The sequence below is a fragment of the Dongia sp. agr-C8 genome, assembly GCF_054658695.1.
Genome location: NZ_BAAGHZ010000001.1, coordinates 558,350 through 580,165, shown reverse-complemented (window position 1 = coordinate 580,165; position 21,816 = coordinate 558,350). Strand labels below are relative to the sequence as shown.

At 66.0% G+C, this 21,816-nt stretch carries 19 protein-coding genes; 7 read left to right on the top strand and 12 right to left on the bottom strand.

Annotated elements, in window-relative coordinates; all coding sequences use genetic code 11:
* The first annotated feature begins 120 nt into the window (after nucleotides 1–120).
* A complete protein-coding gene (locus ACYQ4T_RS02595) occupies nucleotides 121–1,011 on the top strand; it encodes a helix-turn-helix domain-containing protein (protein WP_459850579.1) in 891 nt (296 codons plus the stop codon).
* A gap of 121 nt (nucleotides 1,012–1,132) precedes the next feature.
* Here ACYQ4T_RS02595 and melA read toward each other — a convergent pair whose 3' ends face one another.
* The gene (melA, locus tag ACYQ4T_RS02590) at nucleotides 1,133–2,452 is read right to left on the bottom strand and encodes an alpha-galactosidase (protein ID WP_459850577.1); all 1,320 of its coding nucleotides are present in this window, start codon (nucleotides 2,450–2,452) and stop codon (nucleotides 1,133–1,135) included.
* A gap of 175 nt (nucleotides 2,453–2,627) precedes the next feature.
* Entirely contained in the window at nucleotides 2,628–4,100 is a 1,473-nt protein-coding gene (locus ACYQ4T_RS02585) for a D-alanyl-D-alanine carboxypeptidase/D-alanyl-D-alanine-endopeptidase (RefSeq protein WP_459850575.1), read from the bottom strand.
* 92 nt (nucleotides 4,101–4,192) lie between these two features.
* Between ACYQ4T_RS02585 and ACYQ4T_RS02580 the strand changes: the two genes are divergently transcribed.
* Nucleotides 4,193–5,725, top strand: a complete 1,533-nt coding sequence (locus tag ACYQ4T_RS02580) for a trimethylamine methyltransferase family protein (RefSeq protein ID WP_459850573.1) — start codon at nucleotides 4,193–4,195, stop codon at nucleotides 5,723–5,725.
* Nucleotides 5,726–5,747: 22 nt separating this feature from the next.
* Here the strand turns inward: ACYQ4T_RS02580 and ACYQ4T_RS02575 are convergent, their stop codons facing one another.
* From ACYQ4T_RS02575 to ACYQ4T_RS02560, 4 genes are read right to left on the bottom strand one after another with little or no spacing between them, the layout of a single operon-like run.
* The gene (locus ACYQ4T_RS02575) at nucleotides 5,748–6,728 is read right to left on the bottom strand and encodes a 2-dehydropantoate 2-reductase (protein WP_459850571.1); all 981 of its coding nucleotides are present in this window, start codon (nucleotides 6,726–6,728) and stop codon (nucleotides 5,748–5,750) included.
* 10 nt (nucleotides 6,729–6,738) lie between these two features.
* Entirely contained in the window at nucleotides 6,739–8,253 is a 1,515-nt protein-coding gene (locus ACYQ4T_RS02570) for an acyl--CoA ligase (RefSeq protein ID WP_459850569.1), read from the bottom strand.
* 32 nt (nucleotides 8,254–8,285) lie between these two features.
* Nucleotides 8,286–9,872, bottom strand: a complete 1,587-nt coding sequence (gene ggt / locus ACYQ4T_RS02565; RefSeq protein ID WP_459850567.1) for a gamma-glutamyltransferase — start codon at nucleotides 9,870–9,872, stop codon at nucleotides 8,286–8,288.
* Between the two features lie 36 nt (nucleotides 9,873–9,908).
* Nucleotides 9,909–10,568 (bottom strand): FadR/GntR family transcriptional regulator, encoded by a 660-nt coding sequence (locus tag ACYQ4T_RS02560; protein ID WP_459850566.1) that lies wholly within the window; start codon nucleotides 10,566–10,568, stop codon nucleotides 9,909–9,911.
* 152 nt (nucleotides 10,569–10,720) lie between these two features.
* Here ACYQ4T_RS02560 and ACYQ4T_RS02555 point away from each other — a divergent pair, with 152 nt between their 5' ends.
* The 3 genes from ACYQ4T_RS02555 to ACYQ4T_RS02545 are packed head-to-tail and all read left to right on the top strand — an operon-like array spanning nucleotide 10,721 to nucleotide 13,140.
* Nucleotides 10,721–11,536 (top strand): ABC transporter substrate-binding protein, encoded by an 816-nt coding sequence (locus ACYQ4T_RS02555; RefSeq protein ID WP_459850565.1) that lies wholly within the window; start codon nucleotides 10,721–10,723, stop codon nucleotides 11,534–11,536.
* A 21-nt stretch (nucleotides 11,537–11,557) separates the two neighbouring features.
* A complete protein-coding gene (locus ACYQ4T_RS02550; protein WP_459850563.1) occupies nucleotides 11,558–12,331 on the top strand; it encodes an amino acid ABC transporter permease in 774 nt (257 codons plus the stop codon).
* The gene (locus ACYQ4T_RS02545; protein WP_459850561.1) at nucleotides 12,328–13,140 is read left to right on the top strand and encodes an amino acid ABC transporter ATP-binding protein; all 813 of its coding nucleotides are present in this window, start codon (nucleotides 12,328–12,330) and stop codon (nucleotides 13,138–13,140) included. The genes ACYQ4T_RS02550 and ACYQ4T_RS02545 overlap by 4 nt, the downstream gene beginning before the upstream one ends.
* On the opposite strand, the gene ACYQ4T_RS02540 is transcribed toward ACYQ4T_RS02545, so the two are convergent.
* The gene (locus tag ACYQ4T_RS02540) at nucleotides 13,141–13,578 is read right to left on the bottom strand and encodes a hypothetical protein (protein ID WP_459850559.1); all 438 of its coding nucleotides are present in this window, start codon (nucleotides 13,576–13,578) and stop codon (nucleotides 13,141–13,143) included.
* Nucleotides 13,575–15,137 (bottom strand): GMC family oxidoreductase, encoded by a 1,563-nt coding sequence (locus ACYQ4T_RS02535; protein ID WP_459850557.1) that lies wholly within the window; start codon nucleotides 15,135–15,137, stop codon nucleotides 13,575–13,577. Before ACYQ4T_RS02535 ends, ACYQ4T_RS02540 begins: the two co-directional genes overlap by 4 nt.
* 145 nt (nucleotides 15,138–15,282) lie before the next feature.
* On the opposite strand from ACYQ4T_RS02535, the gene ppaT reads away from it, so the two are divergent.
* Nucleotides 15,283–16,482: a pyridoxamine--pyruvate transaminase gene (ppaT, locus tag ACYQ4T_RS02530; RefSeq protein ID WP_459850555.1), complete on the top strand. Its 1,200-nt coding sequence runs from the start codon at nucleotides 15,283–15,285 to the stop codon at nucleotides 16,480–16,482.
* Between the two features lie 31 nt (nucleotides 16,483–16,513).
* A complete protein-coding gene (gene pldH, locus ACYQ4T_RS02525) occupies nucleotides 16,514–17,254 on the top strand; it encodes a pyridoxal 4-dehydrogenase, SDR-type (RefSeq protein WP_459850553.1) in 741 nt (246 codons plus the stop codon).
* Between the two features lie 102 nt (nucleotides 17,255–17,356).
* On the opposite strand, the gene pldA is transcribed toward pldH, so the two are convergent.
* The 4 genes from pldA to ACYQ4T_RS02505 are packed head-to-tail and all read right to left on the bottom strand — an operon-like array spanning nucleotide 17,357 to nucleotide 21,804.
* Nucleotides 17,357–18,163 (bottom strand): 4-pyridoxolactonase, encoded by an 807-nt coding sequence (gene pldA / locus ACYQ4T_RS02520; RefSeq protein WP_459850551.1) that lies wholly within the window; start codon nucleotides 18,161–18,163, stop codon nucleotides 17,357–17,359.
* A 28-nt stretch (nucleotides 18,164–18,191) separates the two neighbouring features.
* Nucleotides 18,192–19,130 (bottom strand): putative B6 ABC transporter permease subunit 1, encoded by a 939-nt coding sequence (locus ACYQ4T_RS02515; RefSeq protein ID WP_459850549.1) that lies wholly within the window; start codon nucleotides 19,128–19,130, stop codon nucleotides 18,192–18,194.
* Between the two features lie 2 nt (nucleotides 19,131–19,132).
* Nucleotides 19,133–20,212 carry a putative B6 ABC transporter permease subunit 2 gene (locus ACYQ4T_RS02510; protein ID WP_459850547.1) on the bottom strand — a complete coding sequence of 360 codons (1,080 nt, stop codon included), beginning with the start codon at nucleotides 20,210–20,212 and terminating at the stop codon, nucleotides 19,133–19,135.
* A complete protein-coding gene (locus ACYQ4T_RS02505; protein WP_459850545.1) occupies nucleotides 20,209–21,804 on the bottom strand; it encodes a putative B6 ABC transporter ATP-binding protein in 1,596 nt (531 codons plus the stop codon). Before ACYQ4T_RS02505 ends, ACYQ4T_RS02510 begins: the two co-directional genes overlap by 4 nt.
* Nucleotides 21,805–21,816: the final 12 nt, after the last annotated feature.

Here is a 21,816-nt window from a genome sequence, read left to right as displayed (position 1 = left end):
TGCTGCCCGGATTGGTTTCCGGGTCGATTGCCACTGATCCGGCAGTCTGGGGCGGGGAATCCGGCATTTCTACCGTTAAAACCGCTGGAGATTCCCGTTTTTGAGTATCATTCTGCCGGCATGTCCGTCGCCGCCGAGACCCTGGAAGCCAATGACGGCTTCCTCAAGGCCAGCGCCTTCTTCGCCGAGCACCATATCGCCGAGGCGATGCCGGAGGCGCATTGGCACGACCATGTCGAATTGAACCTGCTGCTCTCCGGCGGGATGACCTATCTCTTCAACGGCCGGCGCGTGCCCCTGGCCGGGAACCAGGTCTACTGCTTCTGGGCCGCGATCCCGCACCAGGTGATCGCGGTCGAGAAGCCGAAGAGCGGCAAGGTGGAGCTGGTCTGCGTCTACGTGCCCTTCGCCGATTTCCTCGCTTTGGCCATCGCCGACGGATTCAAGAGCGCGGTGATGGGCGGGCGCATCCTCACCCTGCCGCAAGCGGATGCGATCGACCCGTTGCTGTTCCGGCGCTGGGCCGGCGAATGGCAGTCGGCCGACGAGGCGCATGAGCAGATTCTGCGCGACGAGGTGCGGCTGCGGGTGAAGCGGCTGGCGATGCACGCGCTGCCGGCCGCGACCATCGAAGCCGAGGCACCCGAAGGGGAAACCGGGCAGCAGCATCTCACCGCCGACCGGAAGATGATCGACCGGGTGCAGAAGATGACCACCTTCATCAATGCGGCGTTCGGCGACCCGATCCAGGTCGAGGATGTGGCCAAGGTCGGCGGCCTGCACCCGACCAACGCGACCGTGGTCTTCAAGAAGGTTCTGGGCATGTCGATCGCCCAGTATCTGCGCCGCCAGCGCCTGAGCCAGGCGATGATGATGCTGGTCGATACCGACATGGCGATCATCGAGATCGCCTTTGCCTGCGGCTATGGCTCCTTGAGCCGCTTCTACGACGCCTTCCAGCGCCACATGGGCAAGACGCCGCGGGATTATCGGATGCAGTTCAGGAAGTAAGTGCCTGAGCGCGGCTCACCTTCCATTGTCATGCCCGGACTTGATCCGGGCATCTGGCTCCATTCGGCGCAAGATTGCCGGGTCAAGCCCGGCAATGACGACGAAAGAGAAATCCAGCGCGCTAATGATACCTCGGCAGCAAATTGCCGTGCGCCTCGATCAGCGCGTCCACCAGCTCCTTGATCTCATCCATGGAAAGCTCGGCTGCGGTGTGCGGGTCGAGCATGGCGGCGTGGTAGATATGCTCGCGCTTGGCCGAAAGGGCCGCGGCGACGGTCATCTCCTGGACGTTGACGCTTAACCGCATGATGCCGGCGAGCTGGCCGGGGACGCGGCCGACGCGGATCGGCTGGATGCCGCCGCGATCGACATGGCAGGGCACCTCGACCGCGCATTCCGGCGGCAGGTTCTCGATCAACCCGTTGTTGCGGACATTGCCGTAGATCAGGTTGTGCCGGCCGGTCACCATGGCGTGGATGATGGCGCCGGCATATTCGTTGCTCTTGCACACCTCCAGCGGTTTCGCCTGGTCCTCGAGTTCGCCTTTCAGGCGGTTCCAGTCGGCGATCTGGTCCTCGCATCGCACCAGATATTCGTCGAGCGGCACCGAAAACTTCTTCACCAGGTCGTCGCGACCGCGCTTGATGAACCAGGAATTATACTCGGCGAAATGCTCGGATGATTCGGTGACGAAATGACCGAACCGTTTCATGGTCTCGAAACGCACGGCATCGTTCTTGGGGTAGCTGCCCGCCTCCGCCATCTTCCGCAGCCGCGGATAGAGATCCTCGCGGGCACCATTCGCATGCCGCTTCTCGAATTTCAGAAAGAAGGCGACGTGGTTGAGGCCGGCGCTCACGTAGTCGATGCTCTCGATCGGCTCGTTCAGGCAGCGGGCGAGATGCGCCGAGGTTTCCTGCACGCTGTGGCAGAGGCCCACGTAGCGGATCTCCGGTGCGGCTTCCGCGACCGCCCAGGAGTTCATCGCCATCGGGTTCACGTAGTTCATCATCAGCGCGTCGGGGCAGAGGTCGCGCATGTCGCGGGCGATGTCGAGCAGCACCGGGATGGTGCGCAGCGCGCGGAAGATGCCGCCGATGCCGAGCGTGTCGCCGATGGTCTGGCGCAGGCCGAAGCGCTTCGGCACCTCGAAATCGGTGACGGTCGCCGGCTTGTAGCCGCCGACCTGCATCATCAGGATGACGAAATCGGCGCCTTGCAGGGCCTTCCGCCGGTCGGTAGTCGCCTCGACATGCAGCTTCTCGAGGCCCAGGGTCTCGCCGATCCGCCGCGCCACGATCTCGGAGGTCGCGAGCCGCTCGGGATCGACGTCGTGCAGGCTGATGGCGCTCTCGGCCAGCTCGGGATTGCTCAGCACATCGGAGAGGATGTTCTGGGCGAAAACCGTGCTGCCGGCGCCGATCAGGGTAATCTTGGTCATCGTGCGAAGCCTCTTGTTCAGCCGTCACCCGCGGGCTTGAGCCGTGGGTCTATCTCCGGCGGCCAAAGATGCGCGAGTCAAGCCCGCGCGTGACGGGATAATTCTAACGGTATCGCATGGGCCAAGACCCGGGTTCTTGCCGTTTCCCCGGAGAGCTTTCCCGAAAGCCAGCGGCCTAGAAGCGCTCGCGCCAACTCTTCAGCAGGGTGTTTTCCAGGGCATGGGCGCGGCCGAGCCAATTCCGGGCGCCGGGCGTCGGCTGCAGGATGCGGCGGTCGAAGCTCGCGTCCAATGCCGCGCGCCTGTCGCGGTCGAGCAGGAAGATCGCGAAGGCGAGGCGCTTGCCGCTCTTGGCGGTGAGAAAGCCGCCGAGGCCGCAGGCGAAATCCATCGTGCCGCTCTTCGCCGCCGCCTCGGCCTTCGGGTCGTCGGCCATGATCTTGTTGGGCGTGGCGGCCAGCACCGGCTCGCGTGCCATCGCCATCAGGATCGCCGCGATCTGCCGCGGCGAAGCCCGGCTCTCGCTGCTCAAGCCCGAGTGGTTGACCAGCCTGAAGCCGGTCCAGTCGACGTAAGAGAGATGCTGCCGCAGCCAGTCGCCCAAGGCCGCGCTGGACTCGCGGGGACCAAGGACCTGGCCGGTCAGCTTCCGGCTGGTCGCCATGCCGATCAGCTCCGCGGTCATGTTGTTGCTGAACTTCAGCAGGCCGGTCATGACCTCGGAAAGCGGCGGGCTTTCTACGGTTGCGATCGCAATGGCATCCGGCGGCACGGTCCCGACCTGCGGCTCCGGCAAGGCGATGCCGTTGCGCTTCGCCAATTCGCGGAAGACCAGGGCGGTGTTGCGCGCCGGCTGCTTCACCGGCAGGAAGATCGCCCCTTCCTCCGGCAAGGTCTCCGGCAGATCCGGCGCATAAAGCCAGCGCTCCCCCGCGGCGTCGCCGGCATAGAGGAAGTTGGCGCCGGGCGGCAGCGCGTGATCAGCGGGGAGGAAGCGCACCCAGTCCGCCGGCACGTTCAGGCCGTCGGCGACCGCGCGCGCCTGGAAGGCGAGCTTGCCTTCCTCGTCGCGCGACCAGTTCACCTGGATGCGGTTGAAGTCGACGCTCAAGCCATCGACGCCGGCATTGTAGGTTGCCTGGATCGGCTGGCCGTTGCTGACCTCCGGGGCGGAACCGGTCGCGCTCGCGTCGTAGAAGAATGCCTTCCAGCCGCCTTTCGGCTGCAGCGCCTTTATCTGCAAGGCGAGGTCGCGCAGCTCGACATTGGTCAGCACCGGATCGCCGCCGCCTTTGAGGTAAAGCACATCGCCGGCGCGGTAGAGCCCGGTCTGGAACTTGTAGTCGGCACCGAGCAGCTGCTGGGCGGGGTATACCGTCGCGAGCTTCGCGACCGAGGCCGGGATGAACAGCGCATCGGCGGTCTGCTCGGCGAGCGCGCGGCCGTCGTCGAGATCGATCAGCACGAAGCCGATATCCTCCGGCGCGAAGCCGGCCTTCGCGATCGCCTTCATCTCCGGCGTCGCCTGCGGCTCGGCCAGAGTGGGTGCTGCAAAGAAGGCTGACAGGAGCAGGACGGCGAGGAGGCGGCGCATGCGGAAGACGAAATCGGTGGATGGGGCGCGGATCATGGCATTGAAAGCAGACATGAGGAATAGGCAGCCGCGCTTCGACAAAACTCATCCCCACCCCCCCGGCGCTGTTATAGCCTTGCGGTCATGAATCCAGGGGAGCGGGCGCGATGACGGAATCGGTGCGGGCGCGGCGGGTGCGCGAGCGGCGCGGCGCCGGGCCGAAGCAGCTGCCCTGGCGCCGGGTCGAGAACAGCTTCCGGCCGCTGGAGGTGCTGAGCGCGGAGCAGGTCGAGCGCATCCATCTCGCCAGCCTCAAGCTGCTCGCGGATTACGGCCTCGAGTTCCAGAACGACGAGGCGCTCCAGATCCTCGCCACCAACGGCGCCCAGGTGGATCGCGACAGCCGCATGGTTCGCTTCCCGGCCGAGGTGGTCGCGCATTTCATCGGCCTCGCGCCGGCGACGGCCGAGGTTTCCTCCTGGAACCCGGCGAAGAAGATCGGGATCGGCGGGACCGAGATCGCCTTCGGCACGGTGGGCGGTCCGCCGAACTGCTCGGATCTGGAACGCGGGCGGCGGCCCGGCACCTACCAGGATCAGTGCGACCTCATTCGTCTGGAGCAGAGTCTCAATGTGCTGCATTTCTGCGGCGGCGCGCCGGTCGAGGCGATCGACCTGCCGGCCGACACAAGGCATCTCGACACGGCCTTTGCTTTCCTGACGTTGGCCGACCGTCCATTCTTCGGCCGCGCGATCGGCGGCACGCGCATCGCCGATGCGATGGCGATGGCGGCCATCGCCCGCGGCGTCGAGGTCGCGGAACTCTTGCGGCAGCCGGCGATCATGTCGGTGATCAGCGTGAACAGCCCGCGCCGAGTCGACAAGGAAATGGTGGGCGGGCTGCTGCAGCTGGTCCGCTCGCGCCAACCGGCGATCGTCACGCCCTTCACCCTGCAGGGCGCGATGAGCCCGGTCACGCTGGCGGGGGCGCTGGTGCAGCAGAATGCCGAGGCGCTGGGCGTCCTTGCTTTCGCGCAGATGGCCAGCCCGGGTGCGCCGGTTGTCTATGGCGGCTTTACCTCGAACGTGGACATGCGTTCCGGTGCGCCGGCCTTCGGCACGCCGGAATATGCCCGCGCCGCCATCGCCGGCGGCCAGCTGGCGCGGCGCTATAACCTGCCCTATCGCACCTCCAACGTGAACGCCTCCAACGCGGTCGATGCCCAGGCGGCCTATGAGAGCGAGATGTCGCTCTGGGCCGCGGTGATCGGCGGCGGCAATCTCATCCACCACGGCGCCGGCTGGCTGGAAGGCGGACTCTGCGCCTCCTTCGAGAAGATGGTGCTCGATGCCGAGATGATGCAGATGATGGCGGAGTTCGTGAAGCCGGTGGTGATCGACGACTTGGAGATCGGGCTCTCGGCCCATGATGAGGTCGCGGCCGGCGGGCATTTCTTCGGCAGCGCGCATACGCTCGAGCGGTTCGAGACCGCGTTCTACCAGCCGATGGTCTCCGACTGGCGCAATTACGAGACCTGGAAGGAAGCCGGCGCGATGGATGCGACCCAGCGCGCGCACCGGATCTGGAAAGAGCTGCTGGCGAACTATGCGGCGCCGCCGCTGGATGTGGCACGCAAGGATGCGCTGGTGGAATATGTCGCGCGGCGGAAGGTGGAGATCGGGAAGACGGGGTTGGATTGATTGGATAGAATTTTCTATCAAGCTACCCCTGATAAAGCCCCGCCTCCACCGCCTTGTGCTTGGTGAGGGCGTAGACCGTGTCGATCATCGGGGTCGGCACGTTCACCAGCCGGCCGAGTTCCGCGACCGCGCCGACGATGGCGTCGAGCTCGACCGGGCGGCCGCGTTCGAAGTCCTGCAGCATCGAGGTCTTGTGCTCGCCAACGCCGGCGGCGCCGTCGATCCGCTTCTCGACCGGGATCGGCATGGTGACGCCGAGCTTGCCGGCGATCGCCTCCGCCTCGTCCATCACGCCGCGCACCACGGCGCGGGTGTCGGGGTCCTCGGCGATGCTCTTCAAGGTGCCGCCGGTCAGCGCGCTAATCGGGTTGAAGGCGACGTTGCCCCAGAGCTTGACCCAGATCTCAGTGCGGATGTCGGTCTTGACCGGCGCCTTGAAGCCGGCGGCGACCAGGGCCTTGCTCAGCGCCGTCACGCGGGCGGTCCTCTGATTGTTGGGCTCGCCGAGGCTGAAGCGGTCGTTCTCGACATGGTGCAGTTCGCCCGGGGCGATCACCTCGGCGGCGGGATAGACCACGCAGCCGATCACCCGCTCGGGCCCGATGTGTGTCCACTGCGCGTCATTGGGATCGACGATCGGCAGGCGGCGATCCTTGAGCTGGCCTTCGAGCCCATGGAAATACCACCAAGGCAGGCCGTTGACCGCCATGACCACGGCGGTCTGCGGCCCGAGCAGCGGCTTCATCTTATCGGCGATCGCCGCCACCTGATGCGCCTTCAAGGCGACGATGACGAAATCCTGCGGCCCGGCCTCGGCGGGATTCTCGGTCACGCGTGGATGCACGGTGAAGTCGCCGCTATGGCCGCTCACCTTCAGTCCCTTCTCGCGCATCGCCGCCAGATGGGCGCCGCGAGCGATCAGGGTCACGTCCTCGCCGCTGCGGGCGAGATGCGCGCCGATCAGCCCGCCGATCGCACCCGCGCCGTAAATGCAGAACTTCATCCTCCGCTTCTCAACCAAGGCCCAGCTTCGCGGCGAGGCCGATGCGCTGCAGCTTGCCGGTGGCGCCTTTCGGGATCTCGGGCATGAACAGGATCTTCTTCGGCACCTTGAAGTCGGCGAGCTTGCCGGCCACGAAGTCGCGGAGCTCCTTTTCGGCGACGCTCTGGCCTTCCTTCAGCACCACGGCGGCGGCGACTTCCTCGCCGAGCTTCTCGTGCGGCATCCCGAAGGTGACGACCTGCGCCACCGCGGGATGGTCCATGATCACGTCATCGACCTCGCGCGGCGCGATCTTCTCGCCGCCGCGGTTGATGATCTCCTTCAGGCGGCCGGTGAGGCTCACATAGCCGTCCGCGTCCATGATCCCCTGGTCGCCGGTGCGGAACCAGCCGTTGGTGAAGGCTTCGGCGTTGGCTTTCGGGTTGTTGAGATAGCCCGAGGTGACGTTCGGCCCCTTGATGACGATCTCGCCGATCGTGCCCCGCGGCAGCAGCTTGCCGTCGGGATCCATGATCGCGACTTCGGGTCCGGCGGCGATGCCGACCGAGCCGGGCTTGCGTGGGGCAGGCGGCAGCGGATTGCTCGCCATCTGATGCGTGGCCTCGGTCATGCCGTAGGATTCCAGCACCGGGCAGCCGAAGGTCTCCTCCAGCGCCTTCATCACCGGTGGCGGCAGCGAGGCCGAGGAGGAGCGGATGAAGCGGAGCTTGCGCCGCGCCAGAATCTCCTGGTTGCGCTCGGCGCGGGCCAGGATGGTCTGGTGCATGGTCGGCACCGCCGAATACCAGGTCGCCTTCGCCTCATCGAGCCAGCCGAAGAATTTGAGCGCGTTGAAGCCCGGCGGGCAATGCGCGCTCGCCCCCGCATACATCGACGACAGCAAGGCGCCGATCAGGCCGTGGATGTGGAAGAGCGGCATGATCACCAGCGACCGATCGGCCGGTGTCAGCGCCAGGGTCTGGGCGATATGCCGCGCCGAGGCCGCGAGATTGCGCTGCCGCAGCGGCACGATCTTCGGCCGCGACGTCGTGCCCGAAGTGTGGAGCACCAAAGCGACGTCATCCGGACCGGGCTGCATCGGGCCCTTGTCGGCGAAGGGCACCGAGAGGGTGAAGGCGCCGGCCGGGCCGCTGAGGTCCGGTGTCACGTCGATCACGCGGATGCCGCGGCGCGCCGCCACGATGCGCGCCGGCGCATCGGGCCCGGCCTGTATCAGCAGCGCCTTGGCCTGCAGGTCCTCGAGATAGAAGTCGAACTCGTCCTCGCGATAGGCGGGATTGAGCGGCGCCGCCGTCGCGGCGCAGGCGACCGCCAGGAACATGGCCGCCATCTCCGGCCCGTTCGGCATCACGACCGCGACGGCATCCTGCGGGCCGACACCGACGCTGCGCAGAGCGCCGCCGGTCTTATCGACGAGCGCGACCAGCTCGCCACGCGACATGGTGCGGCGTTCGGGGGCGCCGATCGCATCCGCTTGGCTGTTGCCCTGTCGTAGCAGTTCGGCGACGGTGGTGACTTCACTCATCCCTGATCTTTCCTCTCTCAAGAACCCAGCCTTCAATAGCCGAGTGCGCAGCCGTCTTTCCGCGGATCGGAGCCGGCGGTGAGCGTGCCGTTCGCGTGATCGATTTGAATGGCCTGGCCGCCGCCCAAGGGCTCCGGCGCTTCGATCACGGTATGGCCGCGCTGCTTCAGGCCGGCGACGGTTGCCGCCGGAATGCCCCGCTCCGCTTCGACATTGCCGGCATCGTAGAACACGCGGCCGCAATCCAAGGCGGCCTGCGGGTCCATGCCGAAATCGAGGATGTTGGTCAAAAGATGCACATGGCCGAAGGGCTGGTAGTCGCCGCCCATCACGCCGTAGGGCATCAGCGCGTGCCCGTCCTTCACCGCCATGCCCGGCATGATCGTGTGCATCGGCCGCTTGCCGGGCGCGATCGCGTTCGGGTGCTTCGGGTCGAGGCGGAAGCTCGAGCCGCGGTTCTGCAGGATGACGCCGCTCTTCGGCGCCACCACGCCGCTGCCAAAGGAATGATAGGTCGAGTTGATCAGACTGACCGCGTTGCGGTCGCGATCGACCACGCAGAGATAGACCGTGTCGCTCGCCTCCAGCAGCGGCAGCGGGAGTTCGGCGATGGCGCGGTCGCGGTTGATCCGCTGCTGCAGCTTCGCCGCATAGTCCTTGGCCAGAATCTCCCGGGTCCGGATGTTGGCCTGGCGCGGGTCGCCGATCAGGGCGTTGCGGTCTCGATAGGCGAGCCGCCCGGCTTCTATCTCGAGATGCAGCCGTTCGGCGCTCAAGGGGTCGAGCTGGCCGAGGTCGAAGCCGCTCAAGATGTTCAGCATCAGCAGCGCGGTGATGCCCTGGTTGTTGGGCGGCAGCTGGAAGATGTCGGCGCCGCGATAGTTGGTCGAGATCGGCTCGACATATTCGCCGGCGGTGGCGGCGAAGTCGTCCATCTCGTGCAGGCCGCCGAGGCTCTTCAGGTGGCTGATGATGTCGTCTGCAACGGTGCCCTTGTAGAAGCCTTCGCGGCCGTGGCGGGCGATCTTGCGCAGCGTTTCGGCGAGGCGCGGGTCGCGCAACTTCTCGCCGGCCTTCGGCGCACGGCCGTTCGGGAACAGCACCGGGTCGACATTCGCCTGCGCCGCGAAACGCTCGCTGCAAAGCGCCCAGTCGAAGGCGACGCGGTCGGCGACGATATAGCCTTCCTCGGCATAGCGGATTGCCGGCTGCAGCAGCTGCTCGAAGGGCTTGCTGCCGTGGTCGGCATGGATGCGGCACCAGGCATCGACCAGGCCGGGATAGGTTACGGCATGGACGCCATAGGTCGGCACCGCGTTGAAGCCCTGGCCGAGATACCAATCGACCGTGGCACGCTCAGGCGCACGGCCGGAGCCGTTATAGGCGATGACCTTGCCCTCGCCCTTCGGCGCATAGAGCAGGAAGCCGTCGCCGCCGATGCCGGTAGATTGCGGCTCGACCACGGCGAGCACGGCGGCGGCGGAGATCGCCGCGTCGATCGCGTTGCCGCCGGCCTTCAGCATCTCGATCGCCGCCGCCGTCGCCAGCGGATGCGAGGTCGAGGCGGCGGCCTCGGTGACGCGGAGCGGCGAGCGGCCGGGAGACTGGAAATCGCGCATGATGGAGCGGCAACCTTTGCTGGGATGATGGGAGGATTATTCAGCGGCGGCCGCGGCACCGAGCAGGCCGTCGCGCACCGCCTCGATATGTTTCTTCATCACCGCCTCGGCCCTGGCGGGATCGCGGGCGGCAATGGCGGCGACATAGGCGCGGTGATGCGCGCAATAGGCGGCATGGCGCGCGGGCGTGAGCGCCGTCTGGCGCAGCGCGCTCCACTTTGCCTGGCGGCGCATCGCGTTGAAGGCGTCGAAGATCGAGAGCAGCAGGCCGTTATGCGCGGCCTCGGCGACCGCGCGATGCAGGCGGCCGTCCCAGAGTTCCCAGGTCTTGGCGTCACGCGCGGCCTCGCTCTTCTCCAGCAGATATTCCATCTGCTCGATCTCGGCCTCGGTCGCGCGCAAGGCGGCCATCCGCGCCAGCAAGGGCTCGAGCAGCAGCCGCGTCTCCAAGACCTCGGTCGGGCTGGTGCGCGACGTGACCAGGCTGAGCTCCGCCGGTTCGGCTGCGGGACGCGTGCCGACGAAGGTGCCCTGGCCGACATGGCGCCAGATCTTGCCTTGCGCCTCCAGCACCTCGAGCGCCTCGCGGAGCGCGCTGCGGCTCAAGCCCAGCTGCACCGAGAGGTCGCGCTCGGCCGGCAGCCGGCTGTTGGCCGGATAATCCGGTCCTTCCAGCACCGCCGAAAGCTTGGCCATCGCCCGTTCGCGCCGCGACAATTTTGAGACCATTTAATGATTGGTATCGAGCTCCGCTTCATTGTTGACACTTCGTTGGGCGGCATGCAAGCGTGCAGCGCGAACCAATTATGAAACCAATCCAAATTGGTATCAACTCACGGGAGGATCACATGGCGTTCACCGAACGGATCATTGCGGCCACATTGACCCTGGGCTTCCTGGCTTTCGCCGGCACCGCGCAGGCGCAGGACATCAAGACCCCGGAGCGGATCAAGAGCGCCGGCAAGATCGTCTACTGCTCCGACATTTCCGCACCGCCGCTCGGCTTCTTCGACGAAAACAGCCAGCCGGCCGGCTCTGACATCGAGCTCGGCAACGAGTTGGCGAAGCGGATGGGCGTGAAGGCGGAATGGGCCAACACCCCCTTCGCCGGCATCGTGCCCGCGCTACAGGCCAAGAACTGCGACGCGATCCTGTCGCAGCTGTTCGACAAGCCGGCGCGCCGCGAGGTGGTCGACTTCGTCGATTACATGTACAGCAGCCAGGCGCTGCTGGTCGCCAAGGGCAATCCGAAGAACATCAAGGGCCTCGAAGACCTCTCCGGCGTCAAGGTCGCGGCGGAGAACGGCACCACGATCGTGAGCCTGGTCGAGGAGCAGAACAAGAAATTCGCCGAAGCAGGCAAGGCGCCCGCTCAAATCGTCGTCTTCCCCAAGGACAACGATGCGCGCCAGGCGCTGCAGATCGGCCAGGTCGAGGTCTACGGCACGACATTGGAATCCGCCGGCTACTTCATGTCCAAGGCCGGGCATATCTTCGACATCGGCGGCGAGCCCTTCGGCAAGATCCTGACCGGAATCGCCATCCGCAAGGACGACCCGGAGCTCAAGGCCGCGATCCAGGCCGCCTATGATTCGATGAAGGCCGACGGATCGCATCTCGCCATCCTGAAGAAATGGGGCATGGAGGGCGATGTCCTGAACTGAGATCCAGCCTAGGCTCGCATCATGAACTTCGACTGGACCGAGTTCTGGAAGTATCTGTTTCAGCCGACCAACGTGTATCTGCACGGGCTTTGGCTGACCTTGAGTCTGAGTGTGGTGTCCCAGGGTTTCGGCACGCTGATCGGCGTCGCCGCGGCCCTGGGCACGCAATCCCGCTTCCGCGCGGTTAGGGCGCTGGTGGCGTTCTACACCTGGCTGATGCGCGGCACGCCGCTCCTGGTGCAGATCGTCTTCATCTACACCGCGCTCGCCGCCGGCGGCATCTTCCGCTTCGAGGACATCGACCTCGGCTTCGTGGTGATCCCGGGCAATATCCAGGCGGCGATCGTCGCCTTGAGCCTGAACGAAGGCGCCTATATGACCGAGATCATCCGCGCCGGCATCCTCTCGGTCGAGAACGGCCAGACCGAGGCGGCGAAGTCGCTCGGCATGACCTATTTCAAATACATGCGGCGCATCATCCTGCCGCAAGCGGTGCGGGTGATCGTCCCGCCGCTCGGCAACGAGTTCAACGCCATGCTGAAGAACACCACCCTGGTCAGCGTGATCGGCGTGCCGGAACTGCTGCTGGCGACGCAGATGATCACCTCGGCCACCTTCCGGGTATTCGAGCTCTATTCCGTCGTGGCGCTCTATTACCTGACCCTGACGACGCTCTGGGGCTTCGTGCAGGCCTGGCTCGAGCGGAAATACGGCGAGCCGTCGCGGAACATTCCGCAGAATCCCGGCCTGGTCGCCGGCTTGCGCAAGATGCTGGCACGGGATTCGGCGCGATGAGCGGGGACATCCTGCAGGCAATCGGCGGCGTGCCAGCCGAGACCAAGGACAAGGTGGTCGAGGCGATCGGGGTCGACAAATATTTCGGCGCGCACCAAGTGCTGAAAGGCGTCTCGCTGACGGTGAAGCGCGGCGAGGTGGTGGTGATCGTCGGGCCTTCGGGCTCCGGCAAGACCACCTTCATCCGCTGCATCAATCACCTGGAGAAGATCCAGCGGGGCCGGATCCTGGTGAACGGCCACCTGATCGGCTATCGCGAGCGCAACGGCCGCCTCTACGAGGATTCCGAGCGCAACATCGCGCGCCAGCGCCGCGAGATCGGCATGGTGTTCCAGCGCTTCAACCTGTTCCCGCATTTGACGGCGCTCGGCAACATCATCGAGGCGCCGATCCAGGTCCGCGGCGTGCCGAAGGCCGAGGCGGTCGAGACCGCCCAGGCCTTGCTCGCGCGCGTCGGCCTGGCCGACAAGGCCAATTCCTATCCGGCGCAGCTCTCCGGCGGCCAGCAGCAGCGGGTCGCCATCGCGCGGGCGCTGGCGATGCGGCCGTCGCTGATGCTGTTCGACGAGGCGACCAGCGCGCTCGACCCCGAGATGATCGGCGAGGTGCTGGAGGTGATGAAGGAGCTGGCCCGCGAAGGCATGACCATGATCGCGGTCACCCATGAGATGGGTTTCGCTCGCGAGGTTGCCGACCGGGTGGTGATGATGGACGAAGGCCGGATCATCGAGGACACCGACCCGGCGCAGTTCTTCACCGCCCCCGCCTCCGAGCGCAGCAAGGCCTTCCTGGCGCGCATCCTGCGCTAGCTACTTCGCGTAAGTGAGCCTGGGTTCATCGCAGGTGACGCGCCCGCCTTCCAGCGGCAGTGCGCAGCTCACCCGGATTTCGCTCGGGCGCTCACGCCGCACCATCGCGAGATCCATCTGTCCGACGGTCGCCTGCCAGTCGTCTTCCTTGGCGCAGAAGATGTTTTCCACCATCATGCGGCGGAGCCCATCTTCGCGCAGGACGTAGAGCGCGCCGTCCTCCGGCTGCTGCTGCACCGTAACCGCGACGCCGGTTGCGGTCACGATGCCGAGGTCGCGATCCACCCAATGGCCGAACTTCACCATGCATTGCAGCGGCTTCGTCCCCGCGTTGAAGACGAAGATCCGCACTTCGTGATCTGCGGATTTCTCCACCTCGACACCAGAGCATCCGGCCGCCAGGGGGATCGCCGCCAGCAACGATATAAACCGCTTCATGCCGCGAACCCTTGCGGCAGGAGGGGTTTGAATGGCGGCTTGCCCTTGAGCAGATCGCTCAAACGCTCCGCCATCGCGACGATGGCGGCGTTGACCGGGCCGGTGGTGATGGTCGGGATGACCGAGGCGTCGCAGACCGAGAGGCCGTCGATGCCCTGCACCTTCATCTCCAAATCGACCACGGCGTCCTGACCGGCGCCCATGCGACAGGTTCCGACCGGATGATGGTGGGTGAAGGCGGCCTTCTCCAGGAAATCGCGCTTCGCCGCCTTGTCGGTGACGCCGGGGCCGGGCAGCACTTCCTCGCCGCGCCACTCGGACAAAGCTGCGGCGGCGCCGACGGCGCGGGCCGTCTCAAGGGCGTCGAGATAGCAGTCGCGGTCGTAGGCCTCGGCCAGATAGTTGGGATCGATCAAGGGCGGCGCCTTCGGGTCGGCCGAGGCGAGGCGGATGGTGCCGCGGCTCTGCGGGTGGGTGAAGCCGAACATGAGCGTATAGGCCTCGCCGAAGGGCGGTGCCGTGAACTGCTCGGTCGCGACCGGGGCGATGACGCAGGCGAGCACCAGTTCCGGTGCCCCTTTCGCGCCGTTGCGCGGCAGGTACATCAGCGATTCCGAGTTCTGATATTGCGAGGGCGGCACCGGGCGTTTGGCGCGATAGATATTGCCGCCGGAGAGCAGATGGTCGTGCAGGTTACGCCCGACGCCCGGCAGATCGGCCGCGACCGGGATGCCGAGCGCCTTCAAGTCGTCGGCGGGCCCGATGCCGGAACGCATCAGCAGGCAAGGTGATGCCAGCGCGCCCGCCGCGAGGATCACGCGATCGGTCCGCAGCGTGACCGCGCCGTCCCGGGTCCTGGCGAGGATGCCGCTGCAGCGGCCACGCTGGACGATCAGCGACTGCACTTCGGTCCAGGGCAGCAGGGTGAGATTGGGCCGCGCCAGCGCCGGCGTCAGATAGGCGTCGGCGATGGTTTGGCGCTTGCCGTCCTTGATGGTGAGCGTGTTGGTGCAAGGGCCGGTCATCTGCGGGCCGTTGTGATCCGCGGTCGGCGCGAAGCCCAACGCTTCTCCCGCCGCCATATAGGCCGTGGTGATTGCATGCGGGTTGCGCGGGCGGATGAGATGCAGCGGTCCGCTGTCGCCGTGATGGGGCGAAGCGCCCGGCGTGTAGGTTTCCGACTTCAGGAAATAGGGCATCAGGTCGGCGAAGTCCCAACCGGCGCAGTTCCAGGCGGCGAAGTCGTCGGCATGGCCGCGCACATGGGCCATGGCGTTGATTGCGGTCGAGCCGCCGATCACCTTGCCGCGCGGCCAGTCGAAGACGCGGCTCGCGGCATGGCGCTGCGGCTGGGTTCGATAGCCCCAATCGACCGCGCTCCCCTGCAGCAAGGGCCATGCGCGCGGGTCGGCGATGCGCGGATCTTCCGACGCGCCGCCGGCCTCGACCAGACCGACCTTGATGGCCGGGTCTTCGCTCAAGCGTGAGGCGAGGACCGCGCCTGCCGTTCCGGAACCAATGATCAGGACGTCGAACCAATTCTCCGGAGGCTGCGGCATTGCGGCTGGGACCAATCGTGATGAAACGCGCGGATAGTGTTTTCACTTTTTAGGGCGCCAGTCTATCATTCAATGATGCGTGCGATTGCGGATGAGACCAAAGCTCAAACCGCGACGAACCAAAGAGGGGAAGGCTCGAACCACCATGGCGAAGAAGACGACGGCGCGGTCGAAGACCGGCGCGCTGAGAGAACCGGTTATCACGCTTTCGGCGGGACCGGTCGCGGCCTATCCGCGGATCCTGCAGGCAATGGCGCGGCCGCTGCAATACGACTACGACCCGTGGTTCCAGCAGTTCTACGAGGACCTGGCGAAGAAGGCGGCCAAGGCGATGCGGACCCGGGCGCCCGCCCTGATCCTGCAATGCGAGCCGGCGCCGGCGATCGAGGCGACCGCCGCTTCGCTGATCTCGCCCAGCGACGTGGTGCTGAACCTGGCCTCGGGCGTCTACGGCAAGGGCTTCGGCTACTGGTCGGCGCGCTATCACAAGGAAATGGTCGAGATCGAGGTTCCGTTCAACGAATCGATCGATCCGGCCGCGGTGAAGGCCGCGTTCAAGAAGCGGCCGGACATCAAGGTCGTCTCCCTGGTGCATCACGACACGCCGTCCGGCACCATCAACCCGGCCCGCGAAATCGGCAAGATCGTGCGCGACAATGACGCGCTGCTGATCGTCGATGCCGTCTCCTCCTTCGGCGGCATGGACATTCACCCGGATGACTGTTTCGCCGACGTCTTCATCACCGGCCCCGGCAAATGCCTCGGCGGCGCGCCCGGCGTCACCATGATGGCGGTCAGCGACCGGGCCTGGAAGCATATCAAGAAGAATCCGAAGGCGCCCTTCGCCTCGATCCTGAGCCTCTCCGACTGGAAGGATGCCTGGAGCAAGGACAAGCCCTTCCCCTTCACGCCCTCGATCGCCGACATCAACGGGCTCGACGCGGCGCTCGACCATTATCTAGAGGAAGGCGCCGAGCAGGTCTGGCATCGCCATGCCCTGACGGCACGCGCGACCCGCGCCGGCATCAAGGCCATGGGGCTTGCGCTCTGGGCCAAGTCCGAGGCGATCGCCTCGCCGACCTGCACCGCCGTCACGGTGCCGGCAGGGCTGAAGGACAGCGACATCATCGCCGCGTCGCGTGAAGGCTTCGGCGTGGTCTTCTCCAGCGGCCGCGACCAGACCAAGGGCAAGCTGATCCGCATCGGCCATATGGGCCCAGTGGCGGAGCCGGTCTATGCGACCGTCGCGGTGACGGCTTTCGGCGGCGCACTCCGCAAGCTAGGCAAGAAGGTCGATGTCGGCGCCGGGGTCGAGGCGGCGCTCGCCGTCATCGCCAAGGGCTGAGACCGAAAACACCAAGACAGAGGGGACTGAAATGAAACGTTTCGAAGGCCGGGTGGCCGTGGTCAGCGGCGCGGCGCAGGGCATGGGCAAGGCGGTGGCCTTGCGCCTGGGCCAGGAGGGCGCCACGGTGATCACCGCCGACATCAACGGAAAGGGTGCCGAGGCCACAGCAAAAGAGATCGGCGGCAAGTCCTACGGCCAGCAGACCGATATCGGCGATCCCGCCTCGGTGAAGGCCTTGTTCGACGGCGTCGCCGCCAAGGCCGGCAAGCTCGACGTGCTGGTCAATGTCGCGGCGATCGTTCCCTTCGTGAAATGGGACGAGCTCACGTTCGAGGAATGGCGCCGGGTGGCGCGGGTCAATTTCGACGGCCTCTTCCTCATGTGCAAGGCCGGCTCGGACCTGATGCGCAAGAACAACTACGGCCGCATCGTCAATTTCGGCTCGAACTCGATCCTGGCCGGCACGCCGAACATGGCGCATTACGTCGCGACCAAGGGCGGCGTCTTCTCCTTCACCCGGGCGCTCGCGACCGAGCTCGGCGGCTACAAGATTACCTGCAACACCGTGATGCCGGGCCTGACCGACACTGAGGGCGTGCAGACCACGCCGCACAAGGACGCCTTTGGGTTCGTCGACATGCTGCAGGCGATCAAGGGCAAGGGCGTACCGGCGGACATCGTGCCGGCGGTCGCGTTCCTGGCGTCGGAGGAAGCGCATTGGATCACCGGTCAGGCGCTCAATGTCGATGCCGGCATGGCGCGGTGGTAGTTTGAAAAGCCGTCACCCGCGGGCTTGACCCGCGGGTCTTTCTCCGGGAGAAATGCCGGCACGAGATCCGCGGGTCAAGCCCGCGGATGACGGACTCTCAGTTCAAGAATAGAATGCCGGGCCGGTCTGGTAGGTCTTGAAGCTCTCGAGATCGTGCGAGTAGAAGAGCTCGGCGTCGTGCTGCTCGGCCAGCGCCTTCAAGCGCTTCATCGAGTTCAGGCTTCCGACGGGATCGAGGTGGAAGCTCGAGATGCACATCATGTCCATGTTCTTCTTGCTGTAGCAGGCATCCGCCGTGAACAGCATCGGGCGCCGGTTCTTGAGCTCGACCATCATGCTGTAATGGCCGGCCGTATGCCCCGGCGTCTCGAACAGCCAGACGCCTTTCGCGATCTCCTGGTCGCCGGTCAGGGTCTGGAATTTCGGCGTGTACATGTCGAGCGCCGGATCCGGCGGCAGCTGGATGTTCTTCTGCTTCATGATCTCGGGCGAGAAGGTGAGATCCGAGTAGCCCAGATGCTCGAAGGGCTGGCAGTTGGCGCTCTGCTCCAGCTCCTTGGCGTGGCAGATGGTGCAGGCCTCGTGCAGGTGCTTGTTCCCGCCGCAATGGTCGAAGTGATAGTGCGAGTTGATGACGTAGTTGATGTCACTGGTCTTCATGCCGATGGCCGCGAGCTGGCCGGGGATGGTCTGCGCCTTGTCCTGGATCGGCTTCTCGAAAGGCAGCACCCGCATCACATGGTCGAAGTCGTAGCCGGTGTCGAACATGTAGCGGCCGTCCGGGTGGTCGACCACGACCGAATAGCAGGGGAAGCGGAGCTCGCCGCCCGGGCCGCGGTTCCAGAAGGCGTGGAACCCGTCGATCACCAGGGTTCCGCCGTCGAGCAGGTAGACTTTCGTGTCGGACATGATTGGGCCTCCCTTCCCTTTTACTCCGTCAGCCGCGGTCGCCACGCACATAAGGCAATCCGAGCGCCGGCGGCAGCACGCTGTGCCGCGCGAAGATTACCAGAACCAGCATCACCATGGCGAAGGGCAACATCTGCACGACATCGGTCGGCACGTTGACCCCCGCGACCTGGAGCGCCGTGGTCATGGAGAGGCTGGCGCCGAACAGCGCCGCGCCCAGCAGCACCCAGACCGGCCGTCCCCGCGCCAGCATCGCCAGCACGATCCCGATGAAGCCGGCGCCGCCGGTCATCATCGGCACGAACAGGCCGGCGCCGACATTGGCCATATAGGCGCCGCCCAGCCCGGCCAGGAATCCGGTCGAGAGCACCGCCATGGCGCGCGTCTTGATGACGCTGACCCCGGCGGCATCGAGCGCCGCCGGCTTGTTGCCCGCGGCTTCGAGGTTGAGGCCGACATAGGTCGAGCGGAACATCCAGGTGAGGACGATGACCAGGATCACCGCCAGATAGACCACGGCATTGTGGTTGAAGAGACCGGGCCCGATCACCGGAATGGCACTCACGCCCGGGAGGCTCAGCAAGGGGGCCGCATCGAGCCGCGGATAGGTGCGGCTGAACTGGAAGTAATGCAGCAAGGCGGTCAGGCCCTCGAAGCCGATGGTGACGGCGATGCCGATCACGATCTGGTTCAGGCCGAAGCGGATGCAGAGCAGCATTACGATCAAGGCCACCACGGCGCCGCCGAGCCCGCCGCCGATGAAGCCCAAGGTGAAGGAACCGGTGTAGTAGGCGGCGACGAAGCCGGTATAGGCGCCGAACAGCATCATGCCTTCGATGCCAATGTTGAGCACGCCGGCCTTCTCGGAAATCTGCTCGCCGAGCCCCGCCAGCAGCAAAGGCACGCCCGCGGTCACGGCACCGAACAGAAGTGCGGTCAGGAAGGGTTGGGTGAGCAGGCCTTCCATGGTCAGCGCGCCTTCTTGCGGCGGATGTGGTCGAGGTATTCGACCACGGCCAGGAAGATCAGCAGCAGGGCGACCAGCACCAGCACGAAATGGTTGGGCACGCCGATGCGCCGCGCGGCGCTGTCGCCGCCGATCATCAAGGCCGAGAAGAAGAACACGAAGCCGATGGTGCCGAAGCCGTTGAACCGCGCCAGGAAGACCAGCGGCACCACCAACAGGCCGTAGGCCGGGTTCCAGTCGGCGCGCACGGTGCCGAACACGCCGAGGATCTCGACCGAGCCGCCGAGGCCGATCAGCCCCGCACTCAGCGCGAATGTGGCCATGGTGAGCCAGGCGACGTTCAAGCCCGCATGCACGGCGGCGGCCGGATTGGCGCCGACCACCTGCAGCTTCAGGCCGAAGGCGGTGCGGGTCATCATCAGGTGGACGAGGATGATGACCGCGACCGCGATCAGGATGCCGCAGTGAATCGTGCTGTCGCCGAGCCGCGGCAGGCGATCCTCGACCGGGAGCGTGCGGGTCTGCGGCACGGTGGTGGCGGGATCCCAGAAGATCAGCTTGATCAGCACATTCGCGAAGCTCACGCCGAGGAAGCTCATCATCATCGAGGTGATGATCTCGTTGATGCCGTAGCGGGCCTTCAACAGCGCCGGGATCACCGACCAGAGCGCGCCGGTCGCGATCGAGAGCAGCATGCAGAGCGGCAGGACGATGATGTCTGGGAGCGTCCCGACCAAAGCCGGCGCGGTGGCCGATGTGATCACCGCCGCCAACAGGAACTGGCCGTCGCCGCCCAGGTTCCAGATGCCGGCGCGGAAGGCGACGATCAGGCCCGCGCCGATCAGGAGCAGCGGCGCCATGCGGGTGAAGGTTTCCTGCAAGCCGCCCCAGGTCAGCAGCCCGCGCTTGGCGACATAGCCGTAATAGGCCAGCGGGTCCTTGCCGAGGATCAGCAGGATGATGCCGCCCATGACCAGCGCGAGCAGCACCGGAATCAGCACCCGGGCGATGGTGGCAGCGATCTCCTTCAACCGGTCGCCGCCGGGGAGTTGGCCAGGCAGAGTATTCACTTCGGCGCTCATGCGGCCTCCGCCTTGGCACCGGTCATCAACAGGCCGACCTTGCGCTCGACATCGGGTCCGTTCTCGACGATGCCGGCGAGATGCCCCTGGTACATGACCGCGATCCGGTCGGAGAGCTCGAGCAGCTCGTCGAGATCGGTCGAGATCACCACGATGGCCATGCCGCTCCCGGCGCTGGCGAGAATGCGGTCATGGGCGAGGCGGGTGTTCTGCAGATCGAGGCCATAGGTCGGCTTGTTGAAGACGGCGATGCTGGCTTCGGCGTTCAATTCTCGGGCCAGCAGCACCTTCTGGATGTTGCCGCCGGAGAGCCGCCCGACCGGAGTCTTCTCCGAGGGCGTGCGGATGTCGTTGCGCTGGATCTCGGTGCGGGCATGGTCGTGGATCAGGCCCCAATCGCTGATGCCGCGCTTCCAGAATGGCGAGCTGCCGATCTCCTTCAGCACCAGGTTGGTCGCGACCGAGAAGGCGCCGACCGTGCCCTCGCCCAGCCGTTCGTCGGTCACGTAACGGACGCCATGGCGGCGGCGCTCCGGCACACCGTCGGCGGTGACATCGGTACCGCCGACGGTGATCCTGCCGCCGCTGGCGCGACGCTGGCCGGCGAGCACCTCGGCGAGATGTTTCTGGCCATTGCCATCGACCCCGGCGATGCCGAGCACCTCGCCGGGCCAGAGGTCGAAGCTCACGTTGCGCAGCGGACAGGCGCCACGCTCGGCCTCGGTACCGATCTCGCGCAGTTGCAGGCACGCGGGCCCGGCGCGGTCGACCGCGCGGTCCTTGTGGGCGGCGCGGCCGCGGCCGGTCAGGATCTCGGCATCGCGGGCATGGGAATCGGCGGTGCCGAACATCATCTGGATGACGGTGTCGGTCACTTGCTTTTCGGTCATCGCCTTCAGGCGCTCGGGCGGGATGTCGCCGACCATCCGGCCCAGGCGCAGCACCGAGATGCGGTCGCCGAAGGCGTAGGCTTCGACAAGTTTGTGGGTGATCAGGATCAGGGCGACGCCCTTGTCGCGCAGCCGCTTCATCACCGCGCCGAGATCCTGCACGCCCTGGGGGGTGAGCATCGAGGTCGGCTCGTCGAGGATCAGCACCTTCTCGCCGCGCCAGAGCGCGCGCATGATCTCGACCTGCTGTTGCTCGCCGAGTGAAAGTCGGCCGACTTGCGCATCAGGGTCGATCTGCACCCCGAGCAGGCCGGACAATTCCTGGAACCGTTTCAGCGCGACGCTGCGCGCGAGGCGCTGCCACCAGTTGCCGCCCAGCATCAGGTTCTCGATCACGGTAAGGCTCGGCACCAGCAGCACATGCTGGAACACCGTGCCGATGCCGAGCTCCAGGCTGTGCCGCGGCGAGGCGATCTTCACAGCGCTGCCGCCGATCAGGATCTCGCCTTCGTCGGGCTGCTGCATGCCGGCCAGCATGCCGATCAGGGTGGACTTGCCGGCCCCGTTCTCGCCCAGGAGAACGTGGACCTCGCCCGCGTTGAAATCGAGCGAGACGTCGGCGTTGGCGACCACACCCGGGAATCGCTTGGTGACGTTGCGGACGGAGACGACCGCTGGAACGACCGCTGAAGTTTGGTTCATGATGCAAGACTG

Excerpts from the sequence above, each read along its gene's own strand:
- ACYQ4T_RS02545 (WP_459850561.1), top strand. The coding sequence starts at position 12,328 with ATGAGCGGGGACATCCTGCAGGCAATCGGCGGCGTGCCAGCCGAGACC.
- melA (WP_459850577.1), bottom strand. The coding sequence starts at position 2,452 with ATGACCAAGATTACCCTGATCGGCGCCGGCAGCACGGTTTTCGCCCAG.
- ACYQ4T_RS02560 (WP_459850566.1), bottom strand. The coding sequence starts at position 10,568 with ATGGCCAAGCTTTCGGCGGTGCTGGAAGGACCGGATTATCCGGCCAAC.
- ACYQ4T_RS02505 (WP_459850545.1), bottom strand. The coding sequence starts at position 21,804 with ATGAACCAAACTTCAGCGGTCGTTCCAGCGGTCGTCTCCGTCCGCAAC.
- ACYQ4T_RS02595 (WP_459850579.1), top strand. The coding sequence starts at position 121 with ATGTCCGTCGCCGCCGAGACCCTGGAAGCCAATGACGGCTTCCTCAAG.
- ACYQ4T_RS02580 (WP_459850573.1), top strand. The coding sequence starts at position 4,193 with ATGACGGAATCGGTGCGGGCGCGGCGGGTGCGCGAGCGGCGCGGCGCC.
- pldA (WP_459850551.1), bottom strand. The coding sequence starts at position 18,163 with ATGTCCGACACGAAAGTCTACCTGCTCGACGGCGGAACCCTGGTGATC.
- ACYQ4T_RS02555 (WP_459850565.1), top strand. The coding sequence starts at position 10,721 with ATGGCGTTCACCGAACGGATCATTGCGGCCACATTGACCCTGGGCTTC.
- ACYQ4T_RS02570 (WP_459850569.1), bottom strand. The coding sequence starts at position 8,253 with ATGAGTGAAGTCACCACCGTCGCCGAACTGCTACGACAGGGCAACAGC.
- ggt (WP_459850567.1), bottom strand. The coding sequence starts at position 9,872 with ATGCGCGATTTCCAGTCTCCCGGCCGCTCGCCGCTCCGCGTCACCGAG.
- pldH (WP_459850553.1), top strand. The coding sequence starts at position 16,514 with ATGAAACGTTTCGAAGGCCGGGTGGCCGTGGTCAGCGGCGCGGCGCAG.
- ACYQ4T_RS02535 (WP_459850557.1), bottom strand. The coding sequence starts at position 15,137 with ATGCCGCAGCCTCCGGAGAATTGGTTCGACGTCCTGATCATTGGTTCC.
- ACYQ4T_RS02515 (WP_459850549.1), bottom strand. The coding sequence starts at position 19,130 with ATGGAAGGCCTGCTCACCCAACCCTTCCTGACCGCACTTCTGTTCGGT.
- ACYQ4T_RS02585 (WP_459850575.1), bottom strand. The coding sequence starts at position 4,100 with ATGTCTGCTTTCAATGCCATGATCCGCGCCCCATCCACCGATTTCGTC.
- ppaT (WP_459850555.1), top strand. The coding sequence starts at position 15,283 with ATGGCGAAGAAGACGACGGCGCGGTCGAAGACCGGCGCGCTGAGAGAA.
- ACYQ4T_RS02540 (WP_459850559.1), bottom strand. The coding sequence starts at position 13,578 with ATGAAGCGGTTTATATCGTTGCTGGCGGCGATCCCCCTGGCGGCCGGA.
- ACYQ4T_RS02510 (WP_459850547.1), bottom strand. The coding sequence starts at position 20,212 with ATGAGCGCCGAAGTGAATACTCTGCCTGGCCAACTCCCCGGCGGCGAC.
- ACYQ4T_RS02575 (WP_459850571.1), bottom strand. The coding sequence starts at position 6,728 with ATGAAGTTCTGCATTTACGGCGCGGGTGCGATCGGCGGGCTGATCGGC.
- ACYQ4T_RS02550 (WP_459850563.1), top strand. The coding sequence starts at position 11,558 with ATGAACTTCGACTGGACCGAGTTCTGGAAGTATCTGTTTCAGCCGACC.